A 26,149-nucleotide genomic window follows, 5' to 3' on the forward strand; every position below is an offset into this window, starting at 1 on the left:
GGTGCTTGCCTTTACACTACAAGGTTTTATAAAGCATAGCCTTTTTTATCAATAATGTAGCGGGCTACTTTTCTGCGCAATTCTTTAGGATTTACGGGGTAGGCGGGCAGCATAATATTCACCAGTTTTTTCAGCATGGATTTTTGCAAGCCATTGGCAAAACTATCTATGGCCTCATGTGCTGCTCGTTTTGCTGTATTGGCAGCTACATATAAATAGAGCTGCATGGCCGATTTTTGGACCTGGAATTTTTCGCCCTTGTTCCTTTCGGTTTTCTCCAGTTTTTCAATTTTCATCAGCACACTGTCGCAAACGTATGCTTCGGCAAGAATATCATAGAAATTCAAAACGATTTCCTGCTCATCTACCAGTTTCTTGCCCAGCTTTTTACCGGCAGCTCCCGATACCATGAGAAAAGTATTTTTCAATCCCTGAACCAGTCTTTTCTCCGCAGCGTAATTGCTGCTTGATTTAAAAGGTAAAATTTGTTTGAATACAAATCCGGGGATTTTCTTCCCCGCGCTGATCAAATCCAGCTCTTTGGTGATTACCGCTCTTTTGCTCAGTTCGCCCACGGCCAGCATCCGGTTGACCTCATTCGTGCCTTCGTAAATTTTGGTGATGCGCGCATCGCGATAGCCCATTTCCATCCCGGTTTCCACGGCATAGCCCATGCCTCCATATATTTGTATGCCCTCATCAGTAGCCAGGCAAACCAGCTCTGATCCTTTCACTTTTATAATGGAGGCCTCAATGGCAAATTCCCGCAAACCGCCCAGTTTAGCTTCATTATCGCTTTTGCCCTCTTTCAGCAATTTTTCAGTCAATCGGTCTATTTTATCTACGGTGCGATATACCGCTGCTTCGCAACAAAAAGCTTCTGCTGCAATGCTTCCGATTTTGTATTGGATGGCACCAAATTCAGAAATGGATTGATTAAACTGTTTGCGCTCAATGGCAAAGGGCACGGCCTGGTTCAAAACCAATTGTGCACCGCCAATACCACCGGCACCTGCTTTTATTCTTCCGCCATTCAAAATATTCAAGGCCATTTTAAAGCCTGCACCTCTTTCGCCCAGCAGATTTCCAGCAGGTACTTTGCAGTCGTCAAAATAAATTTGAACGGTAGAGGAGCCTTTAATGCCCATTTTCTTTTCTTCCGGTCCGGTGGAAAAACCCGGAAAATTCCGCTCCACAATAAATGCCGACAGGTCTTTATCGTCCTCTATTTTGGCAAACACCACATATACATCGGCAAATCCTCCATTGGTAATCCAGATTTTCTGACCATTGAGCAGGTAATGGCTTTTGTCCTCGTTCAATTTGGCGCGGGTTTTTCCCGAATTGGCATCCGACCCGGCTCCGGGTTCAGTCAGGGCATAAGCTGCCACATATTCGCCAGTAGCAATTTTGGGCAGGTATTTTTCCTTTTGGGCATCATTGCCGTAATAGACTATGGGCAGGGAACCGATAGAGGTTTGCGCGCCCAGTGTAGTGGCAAATGAAAAGCCATTGGAGATCACAGATGAAAACAGGGTATTGGTCTTGAAATCCAGCCCCATGCCTCCGTATTTTTCAGGAATACTTACTCCGCAAAGTCCCAGCTCACCGGCTTTCTTCAGGAGTTTCAATACTTCTGCTTTGTCGGCCTCATCTGTTACATTGTATTCCCTTCCTCTTTCGAAAAATTTATCCTGAATTTCCTTAATGCAAAATTCCTTGACCGTAGAGGCAATCATCAATTGCTCCTCATTCCATTCCTCTGTAATGAAAAAATCTTCGTACTGGCCTGAATTGATCAGAAATTGTCCGCCCTGTAAAACATTATTGTTTGCTGTTTTCAATTGTGTGATTTTTTATGGTTTGAAATTACAGCTAATTTCCAAAGATTGGAAAAGGGATATATTGAACTTCAACAGTAGACATGTCAATGTTTTGATTCATGATTTCAAAAACCCAAGCTAGCGCAATTAGCGAAGCGGTTCTTGTGCTGTAGATATTAAAAATAATCTGCTTTACTTCTTAGTGGCCAAATAATTAAACGCTGGAATTTAGGTGTACGACAAATTTCCTTGTACCCAAACAAGGGAGCATGCTCCCTTGCCAAAGCAGCATGTTTCCTTGTCCTGCAACTTGAAATTCATATATCAAATCAGTTTATGGAAATTTGTTGTATGCCCTAGATGCCCCAATATCTTAACCAACAGATTCTTTCGTAATTTTGAAGGATTCTCTAATCATCAGAAAGGGTAAATTTTATTTATGGATTTTTTCAAGTGGACAGGGCGAATTGAAGGGTTATCCTTTCTGTTTTTATTATTTGTAGCCATGCCCATAAAATATGTATGGGGCAATCCCATGGTGGTGAAATACGCAGGATGGGCACATGGCGTATTGTTTATGCTCTATATCGGGGTAGCATTGTATGTTTATGTTGAATACAAATGGAAATTTAGCAAACTCCTTTTAGCTGGAATCGCCAGTGTTACCCCATTTGGTCCCTGGATTTTTGAAAAGCGGTTGTTGGGAAAATAAAAACCCTAAAGGTCTTTCAAAGACCTTTAGGGTTTGTGTGATAAGTGTCTAAAACCAGTCCTTTAAAACAGAATAAATTCTGGGTAGTCCAATGGGTCATGACCCATTGGAAGTGAGCGTTTTTATATCATATGCATTTTAAAAACTCGCTCTCAAAGACAAAATAAAATTCCTGCCCGGAGCTGTAAGCCCAGAACTGTATGGGCGATAGCGTTGATCGCTCAAGTTTTCCAATCCTGCACTAACAGAAAGGAAATCGGTGATTTGATACAGTGCCTTAAAATTCAAAGTGTACCAGCCCGGTGACCATGGATTGCCATTTTCATCCGTGGCATAAATTTCTGTTTTGCCAACTTCATCTACCGGCATATCCTCAAATTTTCTTGCAGCACTATACACCGCATAAAATTGCAAGCTCAGGTTTTTGTAGCGATAATTGAGCCGTGAAACCCCAAACATGGGCGGTGCATGTCTTGATGCGCTTGTAGTTCCATCGTCCAATTCTTCTTCGCCCATTTGGTAATTGAAATTGGAAGAAAAACTCACACCTGCCAGAAATTTCACCTCAAGTCCAGCTTGTACGCCATATACATTGGCCACCGCAGCATTTTGAATGGCCTGCACCTGGCTCAGCGTATTTTCATAAAAAATACTGTCCTGACCATTCAGCACATAATCGCGCCTAACCAGGGCATTGCGCAAATGCGTATAATAGCCCGTTACATCAATTTTCACCACATCGCCAAAAATCTTGGCAATGCCGAGGTCAATATTATAAGCATATTCGGCAGATAAATCTGGATTGGGAACAACCACTGCACCGGGTTCTGAATCGAATACTTTTCCCATATCATCTACATTGGGCGAGCGGAATGCCGTGGCAAAATTACTGCTGATCACCCAATTGGAATTGGGACGACAAACCACACCAAAACTTCCGGTCAATGCGCCATTGCTCAAATTGGCCTCGGTAAATGGAAAGGGATAAAATGCCGTATCAAACTCGGCATCGATCAAAATGTGATTGTAGCGCAAGCCTGCCTGCAACAATATTTTCTCGGAAACCCTAAATTGATTGGAAACATAAGCGGCATAAGAAGCCCAGCTTGCCTGTGGATAGCGGGAAGCACCGGGACTGCTCGTTCCAGCCACAATATCCTCATTGATCCCGGTGGAGTTGACATCGTTGTAAACGCCTTCCACTCCATAAAAGAGCTTGTTCCTGCTGCCAATGGATTTTATAAAATCAATATTTCCAGAATAGGCATTTACCTTTTCTATTCTCGTTTCTCGATCTGGACTATTGAAATTGCGACTGATGCGGCTTTCCTCAAAGGCCTGATGCGCCAATCGGATGCTCATTTCATCATAGGCCTTGTTATTTGAAGTGTTGGTGATGTTTAGGTTATTCATCATCCACTTTTGCGGGCCATAGCTCCATTCGCCATATCGGGGTAAACCATTTCTTGTCCTCAAATGCCGGTCGTAGCGGCCGTATTCAGAGGTGGCCGAATAATGGAACCCATATTGGAAGTCCCATTTTTCATTGGGCTTAAAGCGGAATTTCTGCATCATATTGATCTGCGAATAGCCAGATGGCTTTTGCACTTTAGAATCCTCATTGCTGATGACCACATCCATTCCATTTTGTCTTTGCACATATTCATGCCTCAGGTATTCCTCTGGCCCATTGCTGCCCATACGCAAATCTCCATAGTCATTAAAACTGATGCTACTGACCGATGCCCACTTTTTGCCGCCCACATTCACATGGAAATGCCCGGTTTTCTCCTGATTGGCCGTGGCATAGCGCATTACTGCACTTCCACCGATCAGGGGTTTGTCGTTAAGGGACAGCTCAGGAGTCAAGGTCTGAAAAGCCATCACTCCGCCAATGGCATCGCTGCCGTAAATGACAGAGCCGGGTCCAAAAAATACTTCGGTACTTTCCATGGCAAAGGGGTCGAGCGAAATTACATTTTGGAGATTGCCGCTGCGAAAAATAGCCGTGTTCATGCGCACACCATCTACGGTGTACAACAGGCGATTGGTAGAAAACCCCCGGATCATGGGGCTTCCTCCACCCTGCTGACTTTTTTGAATAAAAACCGCATCAGAGGTACCAAGCAAATCGGCAGCCGTTTGCGGATTTTGCAGCGCCACATCTTTTTTGGAAATGCTGATTATTTTGGAAGGCACATCCCTGTTGCTTTGCTTCCATCTGCTTCCAGAAATTACTACGGCATCCATTGTAATGCCCGTAGCATTCAATTCCAATTGGAAATTCTTCTGCTGCAATGCTGCATAGCTTGTCTCCACCGTTTTGTAGCCCAATATGCGGATGTGAATTTTTTCCGCGCCTTCAAATTCTGAAATATCAGCCTGTCCTTTTGAATTGGTGGTTTCAAAAGCCTGTGGGTTTTTGCTGGATATTGTTGCCATTTCCAAAGGGCGTCCACTTTCCCCATCTTGTATGCTTAATATTTGGGAATGGGCAAAATCCATTGCTCCCAATAAAATCAAGCACACGAATAAAATATTTTTCATTGTGTGAAATTCATTGATTAAAAAGAAAATAGAGATTCTATATTTCTTAGTTGACTAAAGCAGAGCCATACCTACCTTGACGGTTAAACGGTCAGACGGCATTTTGCAGCTATTTAATAGCCGTCAGACCGTTGAGTCATTGAAACGAGGCTAATAACCCAAATTCAATAATCAAATAAAAAAATACAAAATGCAGAAATAAATTACTGCGGGGGTGGGGAAATTGGTTGGCTGTAAAATGTTTTGATGCTAAAGGAATAGATCCCTTCGGAACTTAAGATTTCTGAAAACAAATTATTGAAAGCAAATTCAAAAGAATTGACCCGAAACTGTTTGTAAATATCCATAAGGCGTTCGCGCTTTTCATTGCGCTGGGGATTGTCATCGTATTCCTTTTGAATAAGTTGTGTCAGTGCCTTGTTCAGCTTGGTTTCCTCATGATCCCACCAACACCAGTAAAACAGACTGTCACCTCGATTTTCCCGCTCTACGATATCATACATTTGGCCATTGTACTCAAATTCCCTTGAATGTTTCCAGTTTAAAACATTGGCAGAATCTGCTTTGCTGAATTTGAAATAAACCAACTCGCTTTTGTCAATCCCATCTATCATTTTCCATTTGACGCTCTTTTTCACCATTTTCTTTTGGTATTGCAACCAAAGATAGGTGCCGCCAACCGGAGCGATCAAGCAAATTAACAATGATATGCTGAGCAGTTTTTTCAATGTTAGGTTTTAAAATTCAAAAATAAGGATAAATAGCTGACCACCTATATTTCACGCAAAGCTCGCTAAGAAAAGCGCAAAGTCCGCAAAATACAACTGCGCTTGGCTCTGCGAATCGTTGCGTATTTAAACTTTGCGTTACTCTGCGTGAAAAATCACGGTTCGTTTTGTGATTTAAAATCAGGAATGTGCTGTTGAAGCATTTCGGTTTCTGTTTTTTATGTCCGCTAAAATAAACAACAACAAAGGAATCAACATATGCGGCATTCTGAAAAATGACTGCCACCAGTATTGATGCAAACTACTCAATGCAAAATCTGGGTTGTAATACACCATAACCCTTGCAAGCGCAGTGAACAATCCCCAAATAGCGGCATAGACCAACAGTGGTTTTTCCGTTTTTTCCCAATAAATTCCAATAGCCACTAAAAAATCCAGGAAGCCTGCCGTGCGCAAGAAAAATTCTGCAAAAGTTTCATTTACAGGCAGCATGACCATTGTCATTTCCATAAATTTTACCGGAACGGGATAAAAACCAAAAGCATATAAACCGTGTCCCACAAATGTTAAACTAACGGCCAATTTCAAGCCGAAAATCAATTGTTTTTTATTGAAAGTATTTCTACAGAAAAGGTACAGAAATAATGGCGCAGAAAACTGCAATGTGTATTCTATAAACTGACCCTGTGAAGAAAAATGATCGAGGAAATAAAGGAGTGCCAAAATGATAAGACCTGCCGTGGAGAGTAAAAGCAGGATATCTCCTTTCTGTTTTAAGTCCTTTTTGAAGAGCACAAAAATGGAAGTGGCTAAATAAAGAAACCCCAAAGCATAGCGCGGATAATCCAATACCGCTTCTGCGAGATCGCTTCGGGCATATTCTTCCCAGCTCATGTTGAGCAATGATTGCACGGTATTTTCCAGTAGGTTCTGATTCCAAAAAAATGCACTCAATGGAATATCAAAAAAGAAATGATGATAGGCCCTGCCTGCCAAAACCGTAAAAGCAGCGATTTTTAAAAAGGAAAAAATCCATTGTCTTTCTTTATCCGAATATTGCGTGATCATTAAGTCAGTATTAATTTTTTATAGTGAAAATCCCTGCCTTTGCTTAATTTTGTTGAACTATATAAAACCCAAAAGCATTCTTTGGACTTTCATATCAATAATTCCTTTGGCAATATTCGCAACTATTTTAAAACATTTACCCAGGTGAAAACTATTTTCTCACTTTTTTTTCTTTTCTATTTTACAATTAACACAATAGATTTAAGTGCTGCTACTGAAAAGTACCGTATTATGTGGCGGGACGATCCTTCTACAACTATTTGTGTTGGTTGGTCGCAAATTGGTGGAGGAAATGCTACCGTGTATTATGACACTACTGATTACGGGGGCAATCTTTCAGCTTTTCAATTTTCGCATGGAGTGGACAGGAGCACCAACTATAAAGGCATGGACCACCGTTTTTCAAGAATCAGTGGCTTGCAGCCCAATACGGCCTATTATTTTTACATAGAAGATGCAGATGGACCCAGCCAGATTTTTTGGTTTAAAACCGTGCCTGATCATTCTTATGAAACGCTTTCTATAGTTGCTGGAGGAGATTCACGAAACAACCGTACGCCTCGACAAAAGGCCAATTATATGGTGAGTAGGCTTAGGCCTCATGCCGTGTTTTTTGGTGGGGATATGACAGATGGCAATTCCAACGGGGAATGGCAGGATTGGTTAGACGATTGGCAATTGACAATTGGTTCTGACGGGCGTATGATTCCAATTATTGCGGCAAGGGGAAACCACGAATTTTCCAATAATGATATTATAGATATTTTTGACACACCTGGTGGGGATGTTTATTATGCGCTTAGTTTTGGTGGGGATTTACTCAGGGCATATACTCTGAACAGTATGATATTTGCCGGGGGCGCACAAAATTCCTGGTTGGACAATGATTTAACTGCTCATTCGCAGAGCATATGGAAAATGGCACAATATCATTTACCAACCCGTCCACACGTTTCCTCTAAATTTGACAATCCCATTCAATATGCCAGCTGGGCGCAGACTTTTTACAATCACAATGTGCAATTGGCTGTAGAATGTGACGCGCATTGCGTGAAAACAACCTGGCCGGTGATTCCCGATACAGGGCCAGGCAGCGATGAGGGTTTTTTAAGGGATGATTTAAATGGCACGGTTTATACTGGTGAAGGTTGTTGGGGAGCACCTACAAGGTCTGCAGATGACACCAAATCATGGACGCGCAGTTCCGGGAGCTTCAACCAATTTAAATGGATATTGATAGACCGCTATAAAATGGAAATCCGAACCATTAAAGTGGACAATGCTTATACAGTTGGGATGGTAGATGACGAAGACCTGTGCAAAATGCCCAATAACCTTGATGTTTGGGATCCGGGCAATGGAGACAAAGTAGTTGTGATTGAAAATCCCGATTTAAAAGCCCCGGATATTGGACTCATTCAACCCGAAAATGGGCTTTTTTTTGTCGATACGTATCCCATCCAATTTAAAGCAACAGCATCTGACAATAATGGAAGTGGAATTAATTATGTAGAGTTTTTGGCAAACAATCAATCCATTGGTAGGGATTCTGCTGCACCATATAGTATTAAATGGACAGCTCCTGCTTTTGGAAATTATATGATCCGGGCAAAGGCAGTTGACAATAATGGCGAAACCAAGAAGTCTGAATGCAGGGATATAGCAGTGGGTGTTTCAGAAGGCTACAGCTATATATTGAATACTGATGACGATGCCGAGGAATTGCAGTACAACAACTCCATGATTTTGAATTCTGATGTATTGAAAATTGTGGAATCGGCTTCTGTTCAAAAAGTTGGCCTTCGTTTTTCAGGGCTTAGCCTGCCCAAAGATGCACAGCTAATTGAAGCCAGGATTGTTTTTACAGCGAGCCATACGGATGCATCACCTGCCAATATCAATATCAAAGCCCAGCGATCTGCTTCAGCCCCTTCTTTTTCAGGCAACTTGTTTGATATTTATTTCAGACAGTTGACACAGGCAAATGTTAACTGGCAGCCCTATCCCTGGACCAATGTAGGTTCAACATACAGCACCCCTGATTTGAGCAATGTAATTCAGGAAGTACAAAACCTGGGCGCATGGAACGAAAACAGTCCTTTGGTTTTTGTGCTGAGCGGAAGCGGAACCCGCAGGGCAGTGTCATTTGATGGCAATACTGATTTGGCACCACGGCTTTATTTAAAGTATGATTATGGAAACAACAGGGCGCCAGAACTCGGTCCTGATCAGGAAATATGTTCCGGGCAATCGATTATACTTGATGCGGGAAACCGTTTTAACCTGTATGAATGGAATGGGAATACCCTTCAGAATCTTCCAACTTTAACGGTCTCAAACACTGGATTCAATGAAGTTTGGGTGAGAAGTGGCCTGAACAACCAGGTCGTTGCTTACGATTCGGTAAGTGTAGAACAAATAAATTTGTCGGTATTAAATCTCGGTGCAGATCAGTTAATATGCCGGGGAGATTCATTATTGCTTGCTTCAAATAATGTGTATGATACTTATCAATGGAGCACAGGTGATGCTTCTGAAATGGTAAAAGTTGGAAATGAAGGTTTTTACAAACTAACAGCAGCTATTGGCGCATGCGAAACTTCTGATTCAGTACAGGTCGGTTTTTTTCCGGAGCAAAGCATTCCATTGCCCGGTGATACGCTGATTCAAAATGACAGCCAGTTTGTACTTGATGCCGGCAACCCTGCTTTTGTTGATTATCAGTGGTCGGACGGGACTTTTGGTGCTGCTATAACTATTGACGCTCCGGGTACTTACACACTTACGGCAACAGATTCCAATAATTGTGAGTATTATAAAAGTGTGGTTGTAAATGCAGATATCCTGGCAAGTACAATTGAAGAGAAAACAATAGAAGCAGAAATATTCCCCAACCCTGTAAGTGATAAATTATTCGTTCAGCTGAAAGGGGATTTAACAAACCGTATTAAAGAGATTGGAATTTACACTGCCGATGGCCGGATGCTTAAAAACTTTCAAGACTTTTCAGAAAAAAACATTGAGCTGGATTTAAGCACTTTGAATTCCGGTATTTACTTTCTTGTACTTAGAAGTGCTGATGAACAGCTGAATAAAAAAATTGTTAAGCTTCGAGTTTGTTCTGAAGACTTAAAACCATGATATATAGCGGTCAGACGGATTTTCTAATAGACTGTAAACCATGCCCAATAATATTCATGGCTTTAAAAAGTGAACCGTCAGACCGCTTTTCAGAGTGGGCTCAGCTTTAGTTGATATTTGACAATACTGTCTGTTTTAAATCCTTCTGAAATTAAAATTGATACAATTTCCTTAATTTAGTACATCAAAGCAAAACCCCAATTACATATGAAATCAATATTCAGTTTTATCATCATTACTCTATTTCTGGCATTTCAAACTTCTGCGGAAACAGAAAAGTACCGTTTGATGTGGCGTGATGATCCATCCACAACTATATGTATTGGCTGGGTACAGAATGGCGGAGACACTGCCACTGTTTATTTCGACACCACTGATCATGACGGTAATTTAGCCGCTTTTAAAGATTCGTTTAGTGTTGATCGTTTTGTAAGCCACAAAGGAATGGATCACCGCTTTTCAAGAATCAGTGGTTTACAGCCTAATACCGCTTACTATTTTTACATAGAGGATGCTGATGGTAGCAGTGATATTTTTTGGTTTAAGACAGCCCCGTACAATTCTTATGAAACGCTCTCAATTATAGCCGGAGGTGATTCGCGCAACAACCGCACACCGCGACAAAAAGCCAATCGCCTTGTAAGCAAATTGCGGCCACATGCCGTTTTGTTTGGCGGTGATATGACTGACGACAACACAGATGCGGAATGGAAAGAATGGCTGGATGATTGGCAACTTACGATAGGTGAAGATGGCAGAATGATCCCAATAATTGCAGCAAGAGGAAATCACGAGCAATCTAACGATGATATTATTGATATTTTCGACACCCCGGGTGGAGATGTTTATTATGCATTGAATTTTGGCGGAGATTTGTTAAGAGCCTATACATTGAACAGTATGATTTTTTCCGGCAATGCCCAAAACAATTGGTTGGAAAACGATTTGAGTACTAATTCACAGGTTATTTGGAAAATGGCACAATACCACTTCCCCATGCGTCCTCACACCTCAGGAAAATTTGACAATCAATTGCAATATTCAAGTTGGGCACAATCGTTTTACGATCACCATTTGCAATTGGCCGTTGAGTGTGATGCACATACTGTGAAAACGACCTGGCCTATAATACCTGATTCCGGCCCCAATCATGATGAGGGCTTTTTAAGAGATGATGTAAATGGCACGGTCTATACCGGTGAAGGCTGTTGGGGAGCACCTTTGCGCGATAATGATGATGACAAAAGCTGGACGCGAAGTTCCGGTAAGTTCAACCAGTTTAAATGGATATTGATTGATCGCTATAAAATTGAATTGAGAACTATAAAAGTTGACAATGGCGATTCAGTTGGAACGCTCAATGACCATGATATTCGCAGAGCTCCTGCAAACCTGGATGTTTGGGATCCGGGCAATGGCGATACAGTGGTGATTATTAAAAATTCCGACCTGAGTGCACCGGGAATCAGTTTGATAGAGCCTGTTGATTACAGTCTTTTCCCGAATTTGGATCCCATTAATATTGAAGCTTCAGTAGAAGACAACAATAGCGTGGGAATACAAAAAGTGGAATTTTTTGTTGATGGAGAAAAGATAGACTCCATTGCAGGCGGTGCCTCACCATACAATACACAATGGACACCACCCGATTTTGGTGAGTATATAATTAAGGCAAGAGTAGAAGACAGTTTGGGTGAATACATGACAAAATCAAGTTTGATTACTGTTGATAAAAGCATTTCTATAGATGATCCAACAGAAGAATTGGAATATACCCTCTCTCCCAATCCGGTTTCAAACCGCTTGTTTATTTCTTGCAAAAATTGTGAAAACACTCCTGATCATATTCGGATTTATGATATTTCCGGTAAGATGATAAAGAATTATACTGTATTGAATGAGCAGAACAATATTTTAAATTTGAATTTTTTAGATTCTGGTATTTATATTGTGGAAATTAATTCTAAATCTGTTACATTTAGCAGCAAAATTGTCAAACTCTAAAAACTAAAGTCATGAAAAGAATCAATGTTTTAATGATGGTACTTGCTTTGTTCACTTTCACACTTGCCTCCTGCGGATGTCAGGAATGTGTTGGGGGCACATATGATGGTGATGAAAATTGCTCTAGAAGTAGAATTGTAAAGCAATCTTTTAAAAGCTCATGTCAAAGTGGTGGTGGAACAGTGAAATAACCATCTCTCTTATTTAAAAAATTACAGCCGGAGTTCGATCAACTTCGGCTTTTTTGTTAAACTACGTTAAGATTTTTATGTATATTTTAAAAGGGCATTTAATTTTGTGTCATTTAAAAATTCATCTTTGTCCTATGGATATAAAAGTTGAAAATCTGAGTAAGATTTACGGAGCTCAAAAGGCAGTGGATGATATTTCCTTTGAGGTTAAAACAGGTGAGATACTCGGTTTTCTGGGTCCCAACGGAGCAGGGAAATCTACAACTATGAAGATTATTACCTGTTATATAGCAGCATCAAAAGGGATTGTTAAGGTAGGCAATTACAATAACCTTGAACATCAGGAAGCAATCAAAAAACATATTGGCTATTTGCCTGAAAACAATCCGCTTTATCCCGAAATGCCGGTAACAGAATTTCTTGAATTTATGGCCGCATTACAGGGTGTTCCAACAAAACATATTCCCGACAAGGTCAAACAAATGATAAAAATTTGCGGTCTTGATATAGAAAAACACAAACGCATAGTCCAGTTATCAAAAGGCTACAGGCAAAGAGTTGGGCTGGCACAAGCCATGATCCACGATCCGGAAGTTTTGATTCTTGATGAACCAACATCTGGTTTAGATCCCAATCAAATAGTGGAAATCAGAAAATTGATCAGGGAACTGGGCAGGGAAAAAACAGTAATCCTGAGCACACATATTTTGCCCGAGGTAGAAGCTACATGCGACCGTATCTTGATTATCAATAAAGGTAAAGTTGTAGCTGATGGCACAGCAGATACATTAAGAAAGCAGGCCCAAGGCCAGGAGCTTTTAAAAATACAAATTGAAGGTGCAGCGCAGAATGATATTTTTTCTAAAATAAAAGCGCTCGATACTATAGATAAAGTCACTTTGGAGGAAAATTGTTTTATGTTGCAAAGCAAGCCCGGTGAGAGTTCACGTAAGGCGGTATTTAAATTATGTGTAGATCAGAACTGGATATTAACTGAGCTGACACCACTGGAAACTAAATTAGAAGATGTTTTTGGACAATTGACAAATAATTAAATCAAGTACATTATGTCTTCTATCTGGATTATAGCTAAAAAGGAACTCAATACATTTTTTGATGCTTTAACAGCCTATGTACTTCTGATCATATTTCTGGGCATGAGTGGTTTTTTCACCTGGATATATGGCTCTGATGTCTTTATGAGCGGACAGGTGAGTATGCAGCCATTTTTCTCCATTGCTTACTGGACCCTTTCCTTTTTTATTCCCGCAGTTACAATGCGTATGCTTGCAGAAGAAAAACGTACAGGTACCATTGAATTGCTACAGACGAAAGCGCTAAGTGATACGCAAATAGTATTGGGAAAAGCGTTTGCTTGTCTTGCACTCATATGCATTGCACTATTGCTTACATTGCCTTATTATTTTACATTGACCCGCTTAGGAGAAGTGGATCACGGTGCAGTGATTTGCGGGTATCTGGGGCTAATACTGATGAGCTGTGCCTATATAGGAATAGGTTTATTTGCCAGCAGTATCAGCAATAATCAAATTGTGTCATTTCTCACTGCACTTTTAATAGGGGTGTTTTTCCTGATCATATTTGAAGTACTTAGTAATAATGTTGGAGGTACAGCTGCTCAACTATTTCATTATCTGAGCATCTCCATGCATTTTGAATCTATGAGCAGGGGAGTGTTGGATATTCAGGATATTACCTATTTTTTATTGCTTTCTACCTGTGGAATAGTATTGTCCGTAGCTGTTTTGAGTAAAAGAAATATTGTTGAATAAAGCTGTCAATTATGTCCAAACAAAATCTTTATACCCGCTTATTGATAATGCTTGCAATAATAGTCAGCCTGGCATTTATTTCCACACAATTTACTTTTAGGCTTGATTTCACAGGTGATCAGCGTTATACGCTAAGCAACGCCACATTAGACATCCTCAATGATTTGGAACAGGTAGTAACAGTTAAAGCCTATTTTTCAAAAGACCTGCCACCTAATATAGCGAGTGTAAAAACAGATTTCAAAGACCTATTGATTGAATACGAGAGGCGTTCGGGTGGGAAAATTGCTTATGAATTTATTGATCCATCCAAATCAGAAGAAGCAGAACAAGAAGCTATGCAGGCAGGTATTCAACCTGTAATGATCAATGTGAGGGACAAAGACCAGGTAAAACAACAAAAAGCATATTTAGGAGCCAAACTGATTCATACCAACAATGAAGAAATTCTTCCTTTTATTCAGCCCGGTGCTGCAATGGAATATGCATTGTCATCAAGTATTAAAAAGCTAAGTATTCCTGAAAAGCCAAAAATTGGATTGATTACAGGGCACGGTGCGGCAGGAAGGCAGTCTATGCAACAGGCCGTTTCAGTTTTGGAAGATCTTTATCACTTGTCGGAAATCGATTTGAGGAATGTAGAGCAGTTGGAAAATTTTGAATCATTAATTATTGTCGCTCCTGAAAACCCTTTTTCAGAAGAAGAACTGAAAATCTTAGAAAGTCAGGTTAAAAACGGAACAGGATTGTTACTCGCCATAAATACCGTTGAAGGTGATTTTTCTACAAATAGGGGGAAAGCAGTAGAGACAGGTCTGGCAGATTGGTTAAAACAAACAGGAATTGAACTCAAACAGGAATTTGCGCTGGATATTAATTGTGGATCAGTAAGTGTACAACAGCAACAAGGATTTTTCACCTATAATACACCTATTCAATTTCCCTATCTGCCCTTAATCAGAAAATTCCCTGATCACCCGATTACCAAAGGACTTGAAAATATTGTATTTTCTTTTGCAAGTCCCATTAAACTCAGTTTGTCTGATTCTACTATTCATGCAGATGTGCTTTTGCGCACTTCTACTAAATCAGCTACGGAACCTACATCCACATATTTTGATATCAGAAAGCAGTGGCGCGACAGTGATTTTGACCAATCGGAGCTAATTTTAGGTATCGCTGCTGAAGGAAATTTCTTTGGAAGTTCTAAAAAATCCAAATTAGTACTCTTTGGAGATGGGGACTTTCCTGTAAATGGCCTGGGACAACAAGCCCGGGAGTTGAATAAAGACAATGTAAGCCTGTTTGTAAATGCTGTAGAGTGGTTGAGTGATGATACCGGATTGAATGAATTGCGCACCAAAGGAAGAAATTCAAGACCAATAACTGCTGAACTTGAAGATCGGGACAGGAATATTATAAAGTATGCTAATTTTATTACGCCTTTGTTTTTGGTAATAATATATGGCCTGATACGTGCCTGGCTCAGAAAAAGAAAGCGCAACAGACTGAAGGAAACGAAAATGAGCTGAGGCTATTTAAAGTCAGAAAAATTTGAAAGACCATGTTGAAAAAATTATCCAATCTACAATTGCTTTTGGTACTGATACTATTGATGCTGATCATAGGAGGAATTAAATGGTACGATCACGAAAAGGGAGAGCGCAATTTCAGAAAAGAACTGGTAAGTATAGACAGCAGCCGAATTTCAGCACTTTATATTTATCCTCAGTTTTCTGAGGAAAAAGAAGTGGTGCTTTACAACGACAAAAAGGATCAGCGATGGGAAGTGAAAATCAATGAAAACTTTGGTGCTCCGGCAGATAGAAAAAAGCTGTCTGAATTGATGCTCAATTTGCATCGACTAAAACCAGAAAGGGTTGTAGCCAATTCTGAGAAATTCTGGCCGCAGTATAAAGTGGATTCATCAGGTACAAAATTGTTGGTTGTTTATGAAAATGAAAAGCGGGCAATAGAGCTGATAATTGGTCGGCCGGAGTTTAGAAATCAACAGGACATACATTCCTATGTGCGTGTTTCTGGTGAAAAAAACATTTATGAAATCCCTTCAAAACTTGCCATTACAGCCAAGCAGGAAAAAGACCATTACCGCAGCAAAGAATTGATTTCCATTCCAAAAGAGGATTGGAAGCGTTTAACATACAAATTGCCGGCTTTTGGAGATTATATTCTTGAAAAGCGTGAGAACACCTGGAATATAGATAATGTGAAAATTGATAGTAGCCGGGCAGAACAACTGCTTGGTAAAATGGCAGATACCCGACCAATTGCTTTTTATGATGAGAAACAGATCGATGATTTAAGTAATAAACCTGATTTTCAGTTGATTATTGAAAGCAAAAGTGGCAATACAGATACATTAAAGGGATTTGTTCTTAATGACAAAGAATTACTCACAAGTTCGGCCAATCCAGTGAATGTTATAGATGCCGGAACGGGAAAGCTTTTTGAAAATATTTTTATAGGAAAAGGAAGCTGGCAGCATAATAGGGGAAAGTAGTAACAAAGTTTGGGTTTTCGGTTTTCCCTATAGATATTTTTTTCATGGCATAGTAAATGTTTATAAGTATTGAATTTAATTATGCTAAAATTTGCATAGATGGATTTCGATTTATAGTTTTGGTTTCATTATTTAATCAAAAACTTATTTATCATGAAAAAAATGTTGTTAGTATTTGCAGTTGCAGGAATGGCTTTTGGATTCTCTTCTTGCAAAAAAGATTACACTTGTGAGTGTGATGGAACAGTTGTTGGAACTTTTGAAAACACCAAAAAATCAGATGCAGAAGATGCATGTGATGCTATGAACACCTTTGGTACCTATACTAAATGTGAGGTTTCAGAAAAATAGTCCACACTACGGTTTATTTTTAAAGGTTGCCTTCGGGCAGCCTTTTTTATTTTTATCACTTATGGCACAAAAAAACAAGCCCAATTATATATTGTATTTAATACTGGCATTAATAAACCTGCTATGGTTTTTTCACAATTTCAATTCTTTTGAATTGATTGAATACCGTCTGGTAGAACATGAATTGTCAGGGTGGTTGGCAACCCCATTCATTACCCGCATTTTTTTAGGTTTAATGCTTTGCGTGTCCGGCCTTTTGATTTTTAATATTAACCCTCGCAAATTCACACTGAAACTGTCGCTATTGCTTCTAATCATCGCATTTTTGGATATTTCCCGGGAAATCCTGGGTTCAAACCATATTATCCTGCATTGCTATGGTTGTATTTCTGATATTACCTTGCTAAATATCTCTGTCTGGATATTTGCATTTATCCTTACGCTTTATTTATTGAGATTTAATGGCTCAGATATGAAATGGAAATGGGTTAAATTCCCTGTTGTAATAATTCTGCTTTCTATCCCTTTTGTTATCAACCCGGTTTATCCGCAAGATTTTAGAGATGAGACTTCTGGGTTGAATGAGGCTTTGGAAGAAAAATTGTTTTCTGAAAATTTTAATAGTAATTCGTTTTTATTGGCAGTTTTTTCACCGGGTTGTAAGCATTGTCAAAGAGTGGGAAGAGCAATTTCAGTTGAGAAAAAGACAGGTGATAATTTCCCTGAAGTCAAAATTGCATTTGGAGGAAAGAAAGAGTATTCCGAGGAATTTCTTGCCCAAAGCAATGTAAGTAATCTTGATTATTTAAATATTGAGGACAAATTATTTTTCGAATTGAGCGGGGGGAGATTCCCTATGATTCTGTTTGTAGAAAATGATACCATTAAGAAAAAGTGGGATGGTCGAACATTTAACTATTTTGTTTTAAATGAGCTCAGTAAGCCCAATATTAAGTTCTAGCTGTTTGATATTTTCTTGGCTGCTTCAAAAGGACTCAGTTTCCCTTTCATCACTTCATCTTCAAGAGTAAGTAGGGCTTTTTGTTTTTCGGGATCCCGGTAAAATTTATCCAGAAGCAATTGGCGAATGCTGTCATGCAACCAGAATTTATTTTGCTCGCTGCGGTTTTTGCTCCACCATCCTGATTTTTTCATTTGCATTTCAAAACCTGTTATAATTTCCCAAATGTTCTCCAAACCTTTGTTCTCGATTGAAGAGCAGGTGAGCACTTCGCTTGTCCAATTGTATTCTTTTGGTGGAAATAGGTGAAGTGCTCGTTTATACTCTTTTGCTGCATTTTCAGCAGCTTTTATATTATCTCCATCTGCTTTGTTGATGGCTATGGCATCGGCCATTTCCATAATGCCTTTTTTCATGCCCTGCAATTCATCACCGGCACCGGCCAACATCAGCAGCAAAAAGAAATCTACCATGCTGTGCACACTGGTTTCAGATTGCCCAACGCCAACAGTTTCTATAATCACAATATCGTAGCCTGCTGCTTCACAGAGCAAAATACTTTCACGGGTTTTTCTTGCCACTCCACCCAGCGAACCTGAACTGGCACTGGGGCGGATATAGGCTTTAGGGTTGTTGGCCAATTTTGGCATCCGTGTTTTATCGCCCAGAATACTGCCTTTGCTTCTGCTGCTGCTTGGGTCAATGCTCAACACAGCCACTTTTTTCTTTTGATTTTCAATTAAATAGCTGCCAAAAGCTTCTATAAATGTACTTTTCCCAACTCCCGGCACACCGGTTATTCCTATTCTTATGGAATTGCCTGAATTTCCGAGACAGCCATTTAGGATTTCCGCTGCCAATTTCTGATGGTCTTTTTTTGTGCTCTCAACCAAAGTAATCGCCTTGCTGAGCATAATGCGGTCTCCTGTTAGGATTTTTTTTACGTATTCATCAGATGTGTAGAACTGGGACATATAGATTTTACTTAGGTATGTCAAGTTTCTTAGGATTTTGTCTGGAATCCCAAATTTTCAAAACAATTATCTTGTCATTCAGAATTTCGTAAAATACAATATAGTTTTCTACAATAATACCCCGAATAGCGTCAAGCTTTGTTTTAATCCCTATTTCAGGGTTTGAAGCTACTTTTTTGAGATGTTGAATTTTACCATAAAGTTTTTTTGAGTAAGCACTACTCTTGTTTCTACGTATGTAAAACTCAAGGATCTGTTGAAGTTGAATCTCTGAATTTTTAGTCCACTTTATTTTTCTTTTAACCACTCTGAAACTTTTTTGTCAATTTCATCTTGTGAAACAACCTTGCTTTTTTTTGCAGATTTACTTTCGAATAAAAGTTCTTTTTCAAGTTCAGGGCTTAACTTCAAAAAAGGTTCTTTTTGTTTATAATCCATAATGGTTTTAATGGCTTTGAGAAAATCTATATCATCAATTCCGGATATTCTCTCAATAAGTTCCTGTTTTAATTTTATTGTACTCATAATCACCTTTTTGGTATTTATAAATTTTACTCCAACATTTTCTCCAAAATATCAATAGCTGCTTTGGCTATAACAGTTCCCGGACCAAAGATGCCTATTACTCCTAGCTCCCTGAGGAAAGCATAATCTTGTTTTGGTATTACACCTCCTGCAATGACTTTAATATCCTGCCTCCCCAATTTTTTCAACTCCTCAATAACTTGCGGTACCAAAGTTTTGTGCCCTGCTGCGAGGCTGCTCACGCCTAAAATATGTACATCGTTTTCAGCGGCCTGCATGGCTGCTTCTTTGGGTGTTTGGAAAAGCGGTCCGATGTCCACATCAAAGCCAAGATCTGCAAAACTGCTGGCAATAACTTTCGCGCCACGGTCATGTCCGTCCTGACCCATTTTTGCGATCATTATGCGCGGTCTTCTACCATCTTTTTCGGCAAATTCATCAGCCAATTGCTGAGCCTTTTTGAAGTGTTCATTGTCTTTTATAGCTGATGCGTACACGCCTGATACAGATTTTATTGTTGCCTGATACCTGCCATAGACTTCTTCCAAAGCAGTAGATATCTCCCCTAAAGTAGCTCTTTTTCTCGCTGCATCAATTGATAATTCCAGTAAATTTCCTTTTTCGCTTTTTGCGGCTTCTGTTAATTTACTTAGTGCGAGCCCCACAACAGTTTCATTGCGGTACTTTCTGAGCTTTTCAAGCCGCTCGATTTGTTTTTTTCGAACAGCGGCATTGTCCACATCCCGAATATCTATTTCTTCCTCATTTTCCGTTTGAAATACATTTACCCCAATAATTTTCTCCCTGCCGCTATCTACTTTTGCCTGCTTTTGTGCAGCAGCTTCTTCTATACGCATTTTGGGCAGTCCCGACTCAATGGCCTTAGTCATTCCTCCCAGTGCTTCGACTTCCTGTATCAGTCCCCATGCTTTCCGCATCAATTGGTCTGTGAGGTATTCCACATAATAGGAGCCGCCCCAGGGATCTACGGCATTGCAAATACCTGTTTCCTTTTGCAAATAAATCTGTGTCTCACGGGCGATTTTTGCTGAGAAATCAGTAGGCAGAGCAATAGCTTCATCAAATGCGTTGGTATGCAGGGATTGGGTTCCACCAAATGCTGCCGCCATTGCCTCAATGCAGGTTCGGGTTACATTGTTAAAAGGATCTTGCTCTGTGAGCGAATAACCAGAAGTCTGACAATGGGTGCGTAAAGCCATTGATTTTTGGTTTTTTGGATTAAACTGCTTAATGATTTTTGCCCAAAGCAATCTTCCGGCACGCATTTTTGCAATTTCCATAAAATGGTTCATGCCAATGCCCCAGAAAAAAGAAATACGCGGAGCAAAATCGTCAATTTTCAATCCTGCCTCAATTCCGGTACGCACATATTCCAAACCATCGGCAAGGGTATATGCCAATTCTATATCGGCAGTGGCTCCTGCTTCGTGCATGTGATATCCGCTCACACTTATGGAATTGAAACGGGGCATTTTTCGCGAGGTGAATTCAAAAATATCTGCAATAATTTTCATAGAGGCTTTGGGCGGATAGATATAAGTATTGCGCACCATGAATTCTTTTAAAATATCATTTTGAATGGTGCCGCTGAGTTGATTTAAATCCACGCCCTGTTCTTCGGCAGCTACAATGTAAAAAGCCATAATAGGCAATACTGCGCCATTCATAGTCATGGAAACTGACATTTCATCCAGTGGAATTTCATCAAACAGGATTTTCATATCCAATACGGAATCTATGGCTACACCAGCTTTGCCTACATCGCCCACTACGCGTTCATGATCAGAATCATAGCCCCGGTGTGTGGCCAGGTCGAAAGCCACGGAAAGTCCTTTTTGCCCTGCTGCAAGATTTCTTTTATAAAAAGCATTGGAAGACTCCGCATCAGAAAATCCTGCATATTGGCGAATGGTCCAGGGGCGGGTAAAATACATCGTAGAGTAGGGGCCGCGTAAAAAAGGCGGCAATCCGGCAGCATAGTTTAAATGTTCCATGCCTTCTATATCTGCATGGCCATAGGAGGATTTTATGCTTATGCCTTCAGCTGAAGTATAAGCTGAACTGTCTTTCACTGATTTTGGGAAAATATCTTCCTCAAAAGCTTTTATCTTTGAAAAATCCGGTCTGTTCATTGTTTTTCTGTTTTAGAGAAACCGCCTCCGGCTTCTATCTGCTGAAATTTTCCCCATGCTTTTTCTGCCAATTGGTAGCTTAGGTTTTCAATATAATAGGATCCATTGGCAGGGTCATTTACATTTTCCAGTTTTGATTCTTCACGCAGAATATGCTGCACATTGATGGCAATGCGCTGGAAAAATTCCGGGTTTTCAGCTTCCTTTTCTCCTTCAATCTTTAAGTGAATGCTGTCAGCACCACCAATTACTGCAATCATTGCCATAGTGGTGTGGCGCAACATGTTCCAATAGGGGTCTTCATGTGTGAAAAGTGGAGAATTGCGTGTCTGAATATACACTGCAGCTTCATGTAGCCCGTAGTTTTTAATGATGTTGGGCCAAAGCAAACGCAGCGCTCTCAATTTGGCGATTTCTACAAAATAAATGCAGCCCACCGGTACAGTGCATTGTATTCTTGAATGCAGATTTTTTTCGATTAAATCCGGAGCTTTTGCTTTCAATTGAAAAAGGTATTCACTTAGTTTAGCAAGCACTAATGCCAGTTCATCTGCTTCTTGGTTTTCTTTGTGAAAAACATGCTGATCAATACTGATGTGCTTGAAAGCAGGAAGTATTTCACAAGCTTCTTCCAGCCAATCCAAATCTTCCTGTCCCAGGCTTTTTTGATTCAATAGTGGGTCAAAATCAAAAGAGCCCTGCCATTGTATGGTGTTTTTGTTTTCCAGAAAAAGCTTTAGTCCTGTCCACAATTCAAGCGTTCCGCTTCCAAAAAGAAAATGAACGTGGAGGGCTTCAATCACTACGCCTTCAAAAATAATTTCCCAATCTTCTGCTTCCAGTACTTTTTCGGGTTTAAGTCCAATTGCATTTACACCTTTTTCCAGGGCAACTTTAATCCGTTTATTACTTTCTTTTGGATCTGAAATGCTAAAGTCCATGCGAATTGCACAGCCGCCCTCATTTCTGTGAAAAGTAAATTGCCCTATTTCACTCATGTCTTCTGAGTTGAAAATAATTGGGAAATGTAAATCATTACTGTATTTCCATATGGCCTCACTTTCATTCCCCGATTTTTCCAAATCACGGCTTACTTGCTCCATCCACTCAGCTTTGCTGTGGGATGGGAAGTCTTTAGTAAGTTCAGGACGACTGCTTTCTATTTTACCCATGCTACAAATTTACAAATAGAGGCTTAAAAATTTCTGTAGCAAATAAAGGACAACTTACATCGCAGACACTGTATTTTTTACAGCACTTTAGCTCAAAGCCTTGAACTATGTGTTTTTTAACATTAGTTGCAGTTTTTGGCATAATAATTGACTTTATGTGGGTGTTAGTATGGCAAGAAATTGCAAACACAATGAGAGATTTTAAAAACACTAAAACGAGGCAAAGATATTTGCAAGAAGTCATGAAAAGAAATGAGCTCATAACTAAATTAAAAGCATTGATCCCGGATTCAAGGGACAAGGGACTTTATATTGAAGCTCAGGCAATTGCACAACTTGTCGACTATATAGAAAAAAATAGAAGTGATGATTCAAGTTTTTTAATGAAACTTTTAAGAAGAAATAGAGTACAAGAAGAAATCAGATAATCCTTTTCATATCTGTTGTTTGTTTGGACAATGAGGGCTTCGGGAAACCGGAGCCCTCATTTTTTTAAGGGAATGTGGTTTTAGTATTTATTGATGAAAATTGGAGTTTAGAAAGAAGATACTTGTAGCGTTAAAACACATATAAATATATTTTATAATACCATTGCTATTTTTCAATTCTAATAAAAGCACTCAATTCCAAATCATTTACATTTTTAAAGCCGGTGTTTTTATAAAAAGCAAGGGTTTCGGGAGTATTGTCGGTTAGCAATACTTTTTGCCGAACCGATCTGAATTTCTCAAAGGTTCTGTTGATCAATTCCTTGCCAATTCCTCTCCGCTGATGACTTTTTAAAACAAGGATGTCCTGGATATAGATAATCGTGAGGCCGTCACCAATCATCCGCAGCAATCCCACTAATTTTTCATCTTCCCAGGCAGTCAATACAAACAGTGAGTTGCTGACAGCTTTTTGAAGTGTTTCCGGTGAGGAAGTATAGGCTTGCCATCCGGCATCGTTGTACAAGGCCAATAATTGATCGGACTGTATTTCATTGCCTGTTTTGTAGATAATAGACATGATCGAATAATATTACCAGCGACCACCTGCACCACCACCGCCAAAAGAGCCGCCACCAAATCCGCCAAAGCCTCCTCCACCCCCGGAGGAACCTCCAAACCCGCCAACAAAACCACCACCGCCCCGATAGCCGCGACCTGAATAAGAGGCATAGCGGTTTCTTCTGAATAGAGAGGAAACACCAAATAAGACCAGAATAATAAGAATATAGTACCAGGGAATAGGCGGGCGTTTGCCTTTAATATCTTCGGCAGTAAATTTTCCTGCCACAAGCCCCATGATATAATTTATGGCCTGGTCAAAACCATTGTAGAAATCTCCGTTTTTAAAATTGGGTACAATCACAGCTTCCACTATTCTTTTGGCCAATGCATCGGGCACATACTCCTCTAATCCATAACCGGTAGCAATAAACACTTCGCGGTCTTCCTTAGATGCAAGGATCAACAAGCCATTGTCAATGTTTTTTTGACCAATGCCCCATTTTTCGCCCAATTGAAAACTGTATTCACTGATTTCGTACCCATCTAAAGCTTGCACGGTGACAATAGTAATTTGAGTCCCGGTGCTGTCATTGTAATTGCGCAGCTTTCTTTCCAGTTGTGCAGCTTCATTTTCAGAAAGGAAATTTCCCAGGTCATTCACCAGCCGTGGAGGGCTGGGTTGATTGGGGATGTCTTGAGCAAGTGCAGTTTCAACAGGAAGGAGAAAAAGCAAAAACAGAAAAAAAGCAGTGTATTTATTTATTGTATGAAATGTCATCAGGTAATTCGTTTTTATCATCGCCCATATCGGGAAAATCCTTTTGCAGTTCTTCGCCTGCCAGTTCTATGCCTTCACAAATGCCTTCAAGGAATTCACCGTTTTTAAATTTCTCCTGCATCAGGTCGCGCACATTTTCCCAGAAGTCTTCTGGCGAAAGTTCATTGATGCCTTTATCGCCAATAATGGCAAATTGATGGTCTTTGATGGCCAGGTAGATCAATACGCCATTGCGCAGTTCTGTTTCGTCCATTTTCAATTTATGAAACAATTGCTCTGCACGCGCTATCGCACCTTTCTTTCCACAGCGGTTTTCCAGGTGCAGTCGGACTTCGCCAGAGGTTTTTTGCTCCGCTTTGCGAATGCTTTCAATAATGGCAACTTGTTCGTCTTCGCTAAAAAAATCTTTGGCATCAGGCATATCAGAATTCTACATTTGGCACTTCGTCTGCTCCCTGGTCTGCTTCAAAGTAGGGTTTTTTCTCAAAACCAAACCACCCGGCATATATTACATTGGGAAACTTACGTATAGTGCTGTTATATGATTGTGTTACTTCATTGAATTTTCTCCTTTCAACGGCAATGCGGTTTTCCGTCCCTTCCAGCTGTGCCTGCAATTCCAGAAAATTTTGATTGGCTTTCAACTCCGGATATCGCTCTACCACGACCATCAGGCGGCTGAGTGCGCTGCTCAATTTGCCTTGTGCCTGCTGAAACTGCTCCAGTGATTGCGGATCGTTTGGGTTGACATTCACCTGGGTAGCTTTTGAGCGGGCTTCAATGACATCCTGCAAAGTACCGCGCTCAAAATCGGCAGCACCTTTTACTGTATTTACCAGGTTGGGAATCAAGTCCGCCCGTCTTTGATAAACATTTTCCACATTGGCCCATTGGCTGCTCACCTGTTCATCAAGGCCTACCATTTTATTGTAGCCGCAACTGCTTAAAAAGGAGGCAAAGATCAGGAGCAAAAAGATTTTACTTATTGAAGCTGTTTTCATTTTTGGTGATTTTATTTGTTGCAAAAATAGGTTTTCTTGGGCGTTTATTAAATTTTGAATTGAGCGGAAAATCTTCTTGTAAAAATGGAAAATGTATGATGGAAAATGTGTGATGGAAACAGTATGATGGAAAAAGTATGATGGAAAATGTGTGATGGAAAATGTTAAATGTGGGGTATGGCATTTAATTTCAGTTCAGCCTTTTGAATTCCTTCGCTTATTTGAATCAGACAAATTTCCTGCAAACCATAGATTATTGTCATTGGAAAATTTCAGGAGCTCGTTTTTCTGTTTTTCTTTAATTTTTGATTGATTATAGAAGTCCTTTTCAGCTTTAGTATTTGTTTTAAAGCTTGCTGATAAGAAATTTCGGGCTGCTGTAAGATGATCTTTTCGCCAAGTAATGCTCTTTCCTCGAAAGATAACACTAAGTTCTTCTTGTTTTTCATAACTCAACATTTGAATTGGAAAATAAACAAAATAGTAGGTAAATTCAATTTCACTTCCTTAAATGAAGCCAGAACTACCTTGTTCATTTAAATGCTTTTATTAAGATTATTTTAATACAAACTCATTTCAAAAAAATTTCAATTGTTCATCGCAACAAGCAATTTATCCAAATTTTGTTTGCTGTAACAAACAATCATGAGCAATTGATATAATAATGCGAATCAAGGGTTAAAAAATGAGAGAAACAAAAGCTGCTGCTAATTT

Annotated in this window: 24 protein-coding genes; 11 read left to right on the forward strand and 13 right to left on the reverse strand. The window is 39.9% G+C overall.

Going from position 1 to position 26,149, the window contains the following annotated elements; all coding sequences use genetic code 11:
• Positions 1-26: 26 nt before the first annotated feature.
• On the reverse strand, positions 27-1,844 hold the full coding sequence (locus WD048_17000) for an acyl-CoA dehydrogenase family protein (protein ID MEX0813920.1): 1,818 nt from the start codon (positions 1,842-1,844) through the stop codon (positions 27-29).
• Positions 1,845-2,262: 418 nt separating this feature from the next.
• On the opposite strand from WD048_17000, the gene WD048_17005 reads away from it, so the two are divergent.
• Positions 2,263-2,535: a DUF3817 domain-containing protein gene (locus WD048_17005; GenBank protein MEX0813921.1), complete on the forward strand. Its 273-nt coding sequence runs from the start codon at positions 2,263-2,265 to the stop codon at positions 2,533-2,535.
• Between the two features lie 138 nt (positions 2,536-2,673).
• Here the strand turns inward: WD048_17005 and WD048_17010 are convergent, their stop codons facing one another.
• The 3 genes from WD048_17010 to WD048_17020 form a co-directional block, all read right to left on the reverse strand.
• The gene (locus tag WD048_17010; protein MEX0813922.1) at positions 2,674-5,082 is read right to left on the reverse strand and encodes a TonB-dependent receptor; all 2,409 of its coding nucleotides are present in this window, start codon (positions 5,080-5,082) and stop codon (positions 2,674-2,676) included.
• A gap of 203 nt (positions 5,083-5,285) precedes the next feature.
• Positions 5,286-5,810, reverse strand: a complete 525-nt coding sequence (locus tag WD048_17015) for a hypothetical protein (protein ID MEX0813923.1) — start codon at positions 5,808-5,810, stop codon at positions 5,286-5,288.
• Between the two features lie 180 nt (positions 5,811-5,990).
• Entirely contained in the window at positions 5,991-6,878 is an 888-nt protein-coding gene (locus tag WD048_17020; GenBank protein ID MEX0813924.1) for a hypothetical protein, read from the reverse strand.
• Positions 6,879-6,917: 39 nt separating this feature from the next.
• On the opposite strand from WD048_17020, the gene WD048_17025 reads away from it, so the two are divergent.
• From WD048_17025 to WD048_17065, 9 genes are all read left to right on the forward strand, one after another.
• Complete coding sequence (locus tag WD048_17025) at positions 6,918-10,019, forward strand: Ig-like domain-containing protein (GenBank protein MEX0813925.1); 3,102 nt, start codon at positions 6,918-6,920, stop codon at positions 10,017-10,019.
• A gap of 207 nt (positions 10,020-10,226) precedes the next feature.
• Positions 10,227-12,023: a T9SS type A sorting domain-containing protein gene (locus tag WD048_17030; protein MEX0813926.1), complete on the forward strand. Its 1,797-nt coding sequence runs from the start codon at positions 10,227-10,229 to the stop codon at positions 12,021-12,023.
• Positions 12,024-12,034: 11 nt separating this feature from the next.
• Positions 12,035-12,214 (forward strand): hypothetical protein, encoded by a 180-nt coding sequence (locus WD048_17035; protein MEX0813927.1) that lies wholly within the window; start codon positions 12,035-12,037, stop codon positions 12,212-12,214.
• 134 nt (positions 12,215-12,348) lie between these two features.
• Complete coding sequence (locus WD048_17040; GenBank protein ID MEX0813928.1) at positions 12,349-13,269, forward strand: ATP-binding cassette domain-containing protein; 921 nt, start codon at positions 12,349-12,351, stop codon at positions 13,267-13,269.
• Positions 13,270-13,281: 12 nt separating this feature from the next.
• A complete protein-coding gene (locus tag WD048_17045) occupies positions 13,282-14,007 on the forward strand; it encodes an ABC transporter permease (GenBank protein MEX0813929.1) in 726 nt (241 codons plus the stop codon).
• An 11-nt stretch (positions 14,008-14,018) separates the two neighbouring features.
• Entirely contained in the window at positions 14,019-15,539 is a 1,521-nt protein-coding gene (locus tag WD048_17050; protein ID MEX0813930.1) for a GldG family protein, read from the forward strand.
• Between the two features lie 32 nt (positions 15,540-15,571).
• Entirely contained in the window at positions 15,572-16,528 is a 957-nt protein-coding gene (locus WD048_17055) for a DUF4340 domain-containing protein (protein MEX0813931.1), read from the forward strand.
• Positions 16,529-16,681: 153 nt separating this feature from the next.
• Entirely contained in the window at positions 16,682-16,879 is a 198-nt protein-coding gene (locus WD048_17060; GenBank protein MEX0813932.1) for a hypothetical protein, read from the forward strand.
• A 61-nt stretch (positions 16,880-16,940) separates the two neighbouring features.
• Complete coding sequence (locus tag WD048_17065) at positions 16,941-17,840, forward strand: hypothetical protein (GenBank protein ID MEX0813933.1); 900 nt, start codon at positions 16,941-16,943, stop codon at positions 17,838-17,840.
• Here the strand turns inward: WD048_17065 and meaB are convergent.
• From meaB to WD048_17090, 5 genes are read right to left on the reverse strand one after another with little or no spacing between them, the layout of a single operon-like run.
• A complete protein-coding gene (gene meaB, locus WD048_17070; GenBank protein MEX0813934.1) occupies positions 17,837-18,814 on the reverse strand; it encodes a methylmalonyl Co-A mutase-associated GTPase MeaB in 978 nt (325 codons plus the stop codon). The two genes, WD048_17065 and meaB, sit on opposite strands and share 4 nt — an antisense overlap.
• Before the next feature lie 7 nt (positions 18,815-18,821).
• Positions 18,822-19,121, reverse strand: coding sequence for a type II toxin-antitoxin system RelE/ParE family toxin (locus WD048_17075; GenBank protein MEX0813935.1), 300 nt, complete (start codon positions 19,119-19,121; stop codon positions 18,822-18,824).
• Entirely contained in the window at positions 19,103-19,339 is a 237-nt protein-coding gene (locus tag WD048_17080) for a hypothetical protein (protein ID MEX0813936.1), read from the reverse strand. The genes WD048_17075 and WD048_17080 overlap by 19 nt, the downstream gene beginning before the upstream one ends.
• Positions 19,340-19,365: 26 nt before the next feature.
• Positions 19,366-21,492, reverse strand: coding sequence for a methylmalonyl-CoA mutase (gene scpA, locus WD048_17085; GenBank protein MEX0813937.1), 2,127 nt, complete (start codon positions 21,490-21,492; stop codon positions 19,366-19,368).
• Positions 21,489-22,664 (reverse strand): methylmalonyl-CoA mutase family protein, encoded by a 1,176-nt coding sequence (locus tag WD048_17090; GenBank protein ID MEX0813938.1) that lies wholly within the window; start codon positions 22,662-22,664, stop codon positions 21,489-21,491. The genes scpA and WD048_17090 overlap by 4 nt, the downstream gene beginning before the upstream one ends.
• 107 nt (positions 22,665-22,771) lie before the next feature.
• On the opposite strand from WD048_17090, the gene WD048_17095 reads away from it, so the two are divergent.
• Positions 22,772-23,092, forward strand: coding sequence for a hypothetical protein (locus WD048_17095; protein ID MEX0813939.1), 321 nt, complete (start codon positions 22,772-22,774; stop codon positions 23,090-23,092).
• 166 nt (positions 23,093-23,258) lie between these two features.
• On the opposite strand, the gene WD048_17100 is transcribed toward WD048_17095, so the two are convergent.
• The 4 genes from WD048_17100 to WD048_17115 are packed head-to-tail and all read right to left on the reverse strand — an operon-like array spanning position 23,259 to position 25,435.
• Positions 23,259-23,672 (reverse strand): GNAT family N-acetyltransferase, encoded by a 414-nt coding sequence (locus tag WD048_17100; protein MEX0813940.1) that lies wholly within the window; start codon positions 23,670-23,672, stop codon positions 23,259-23,261.
• 12 nt (positions 23,673-23,684) lie between these two features.
• Entirely contained in the window at positions 23,685-24,434 is a 750-nt protein-coding gene (locus WD048_17105; protein MEX0813941.1) for a TPM domain-containing protein, read from the reverse strand.
• Positions 24,412-24,855, reverse strand: coding sequence for a TPM domain-containing protein (locus tag WD048_17110; protein ID MEX0813942.1), 444 nt, complete (start codon positions 24,853-24,855; stop codon positions 24,412-24,414). The genes WD048_17105 and WD048_17110 overlap by 23 nt, the downstream gene beginning before the upstream one ends.
• A 1-nt stretch (position 24,856) precedes the next feature.
• On the reverse strand, positions 24,857-25,435 hold the full coding sequence (locus tag WD048_17115) for a LemA family protein (protein MEX0813943.1): 579 nt from the start codon (positions 25,433-25,435) through the stop codon (positions 24,857-24,859).
• Positions 25,436-26,149 lie beyond the last annotated feature (714 nt).

The organism is Chitinophagales bacterium, from assembly GCA_040877935.1.
Classification (GTDB): Bacteria; Bacteroidota; Bacteroidia; order Chitinophagales; family CAIOSU01; genus JBBDNB01.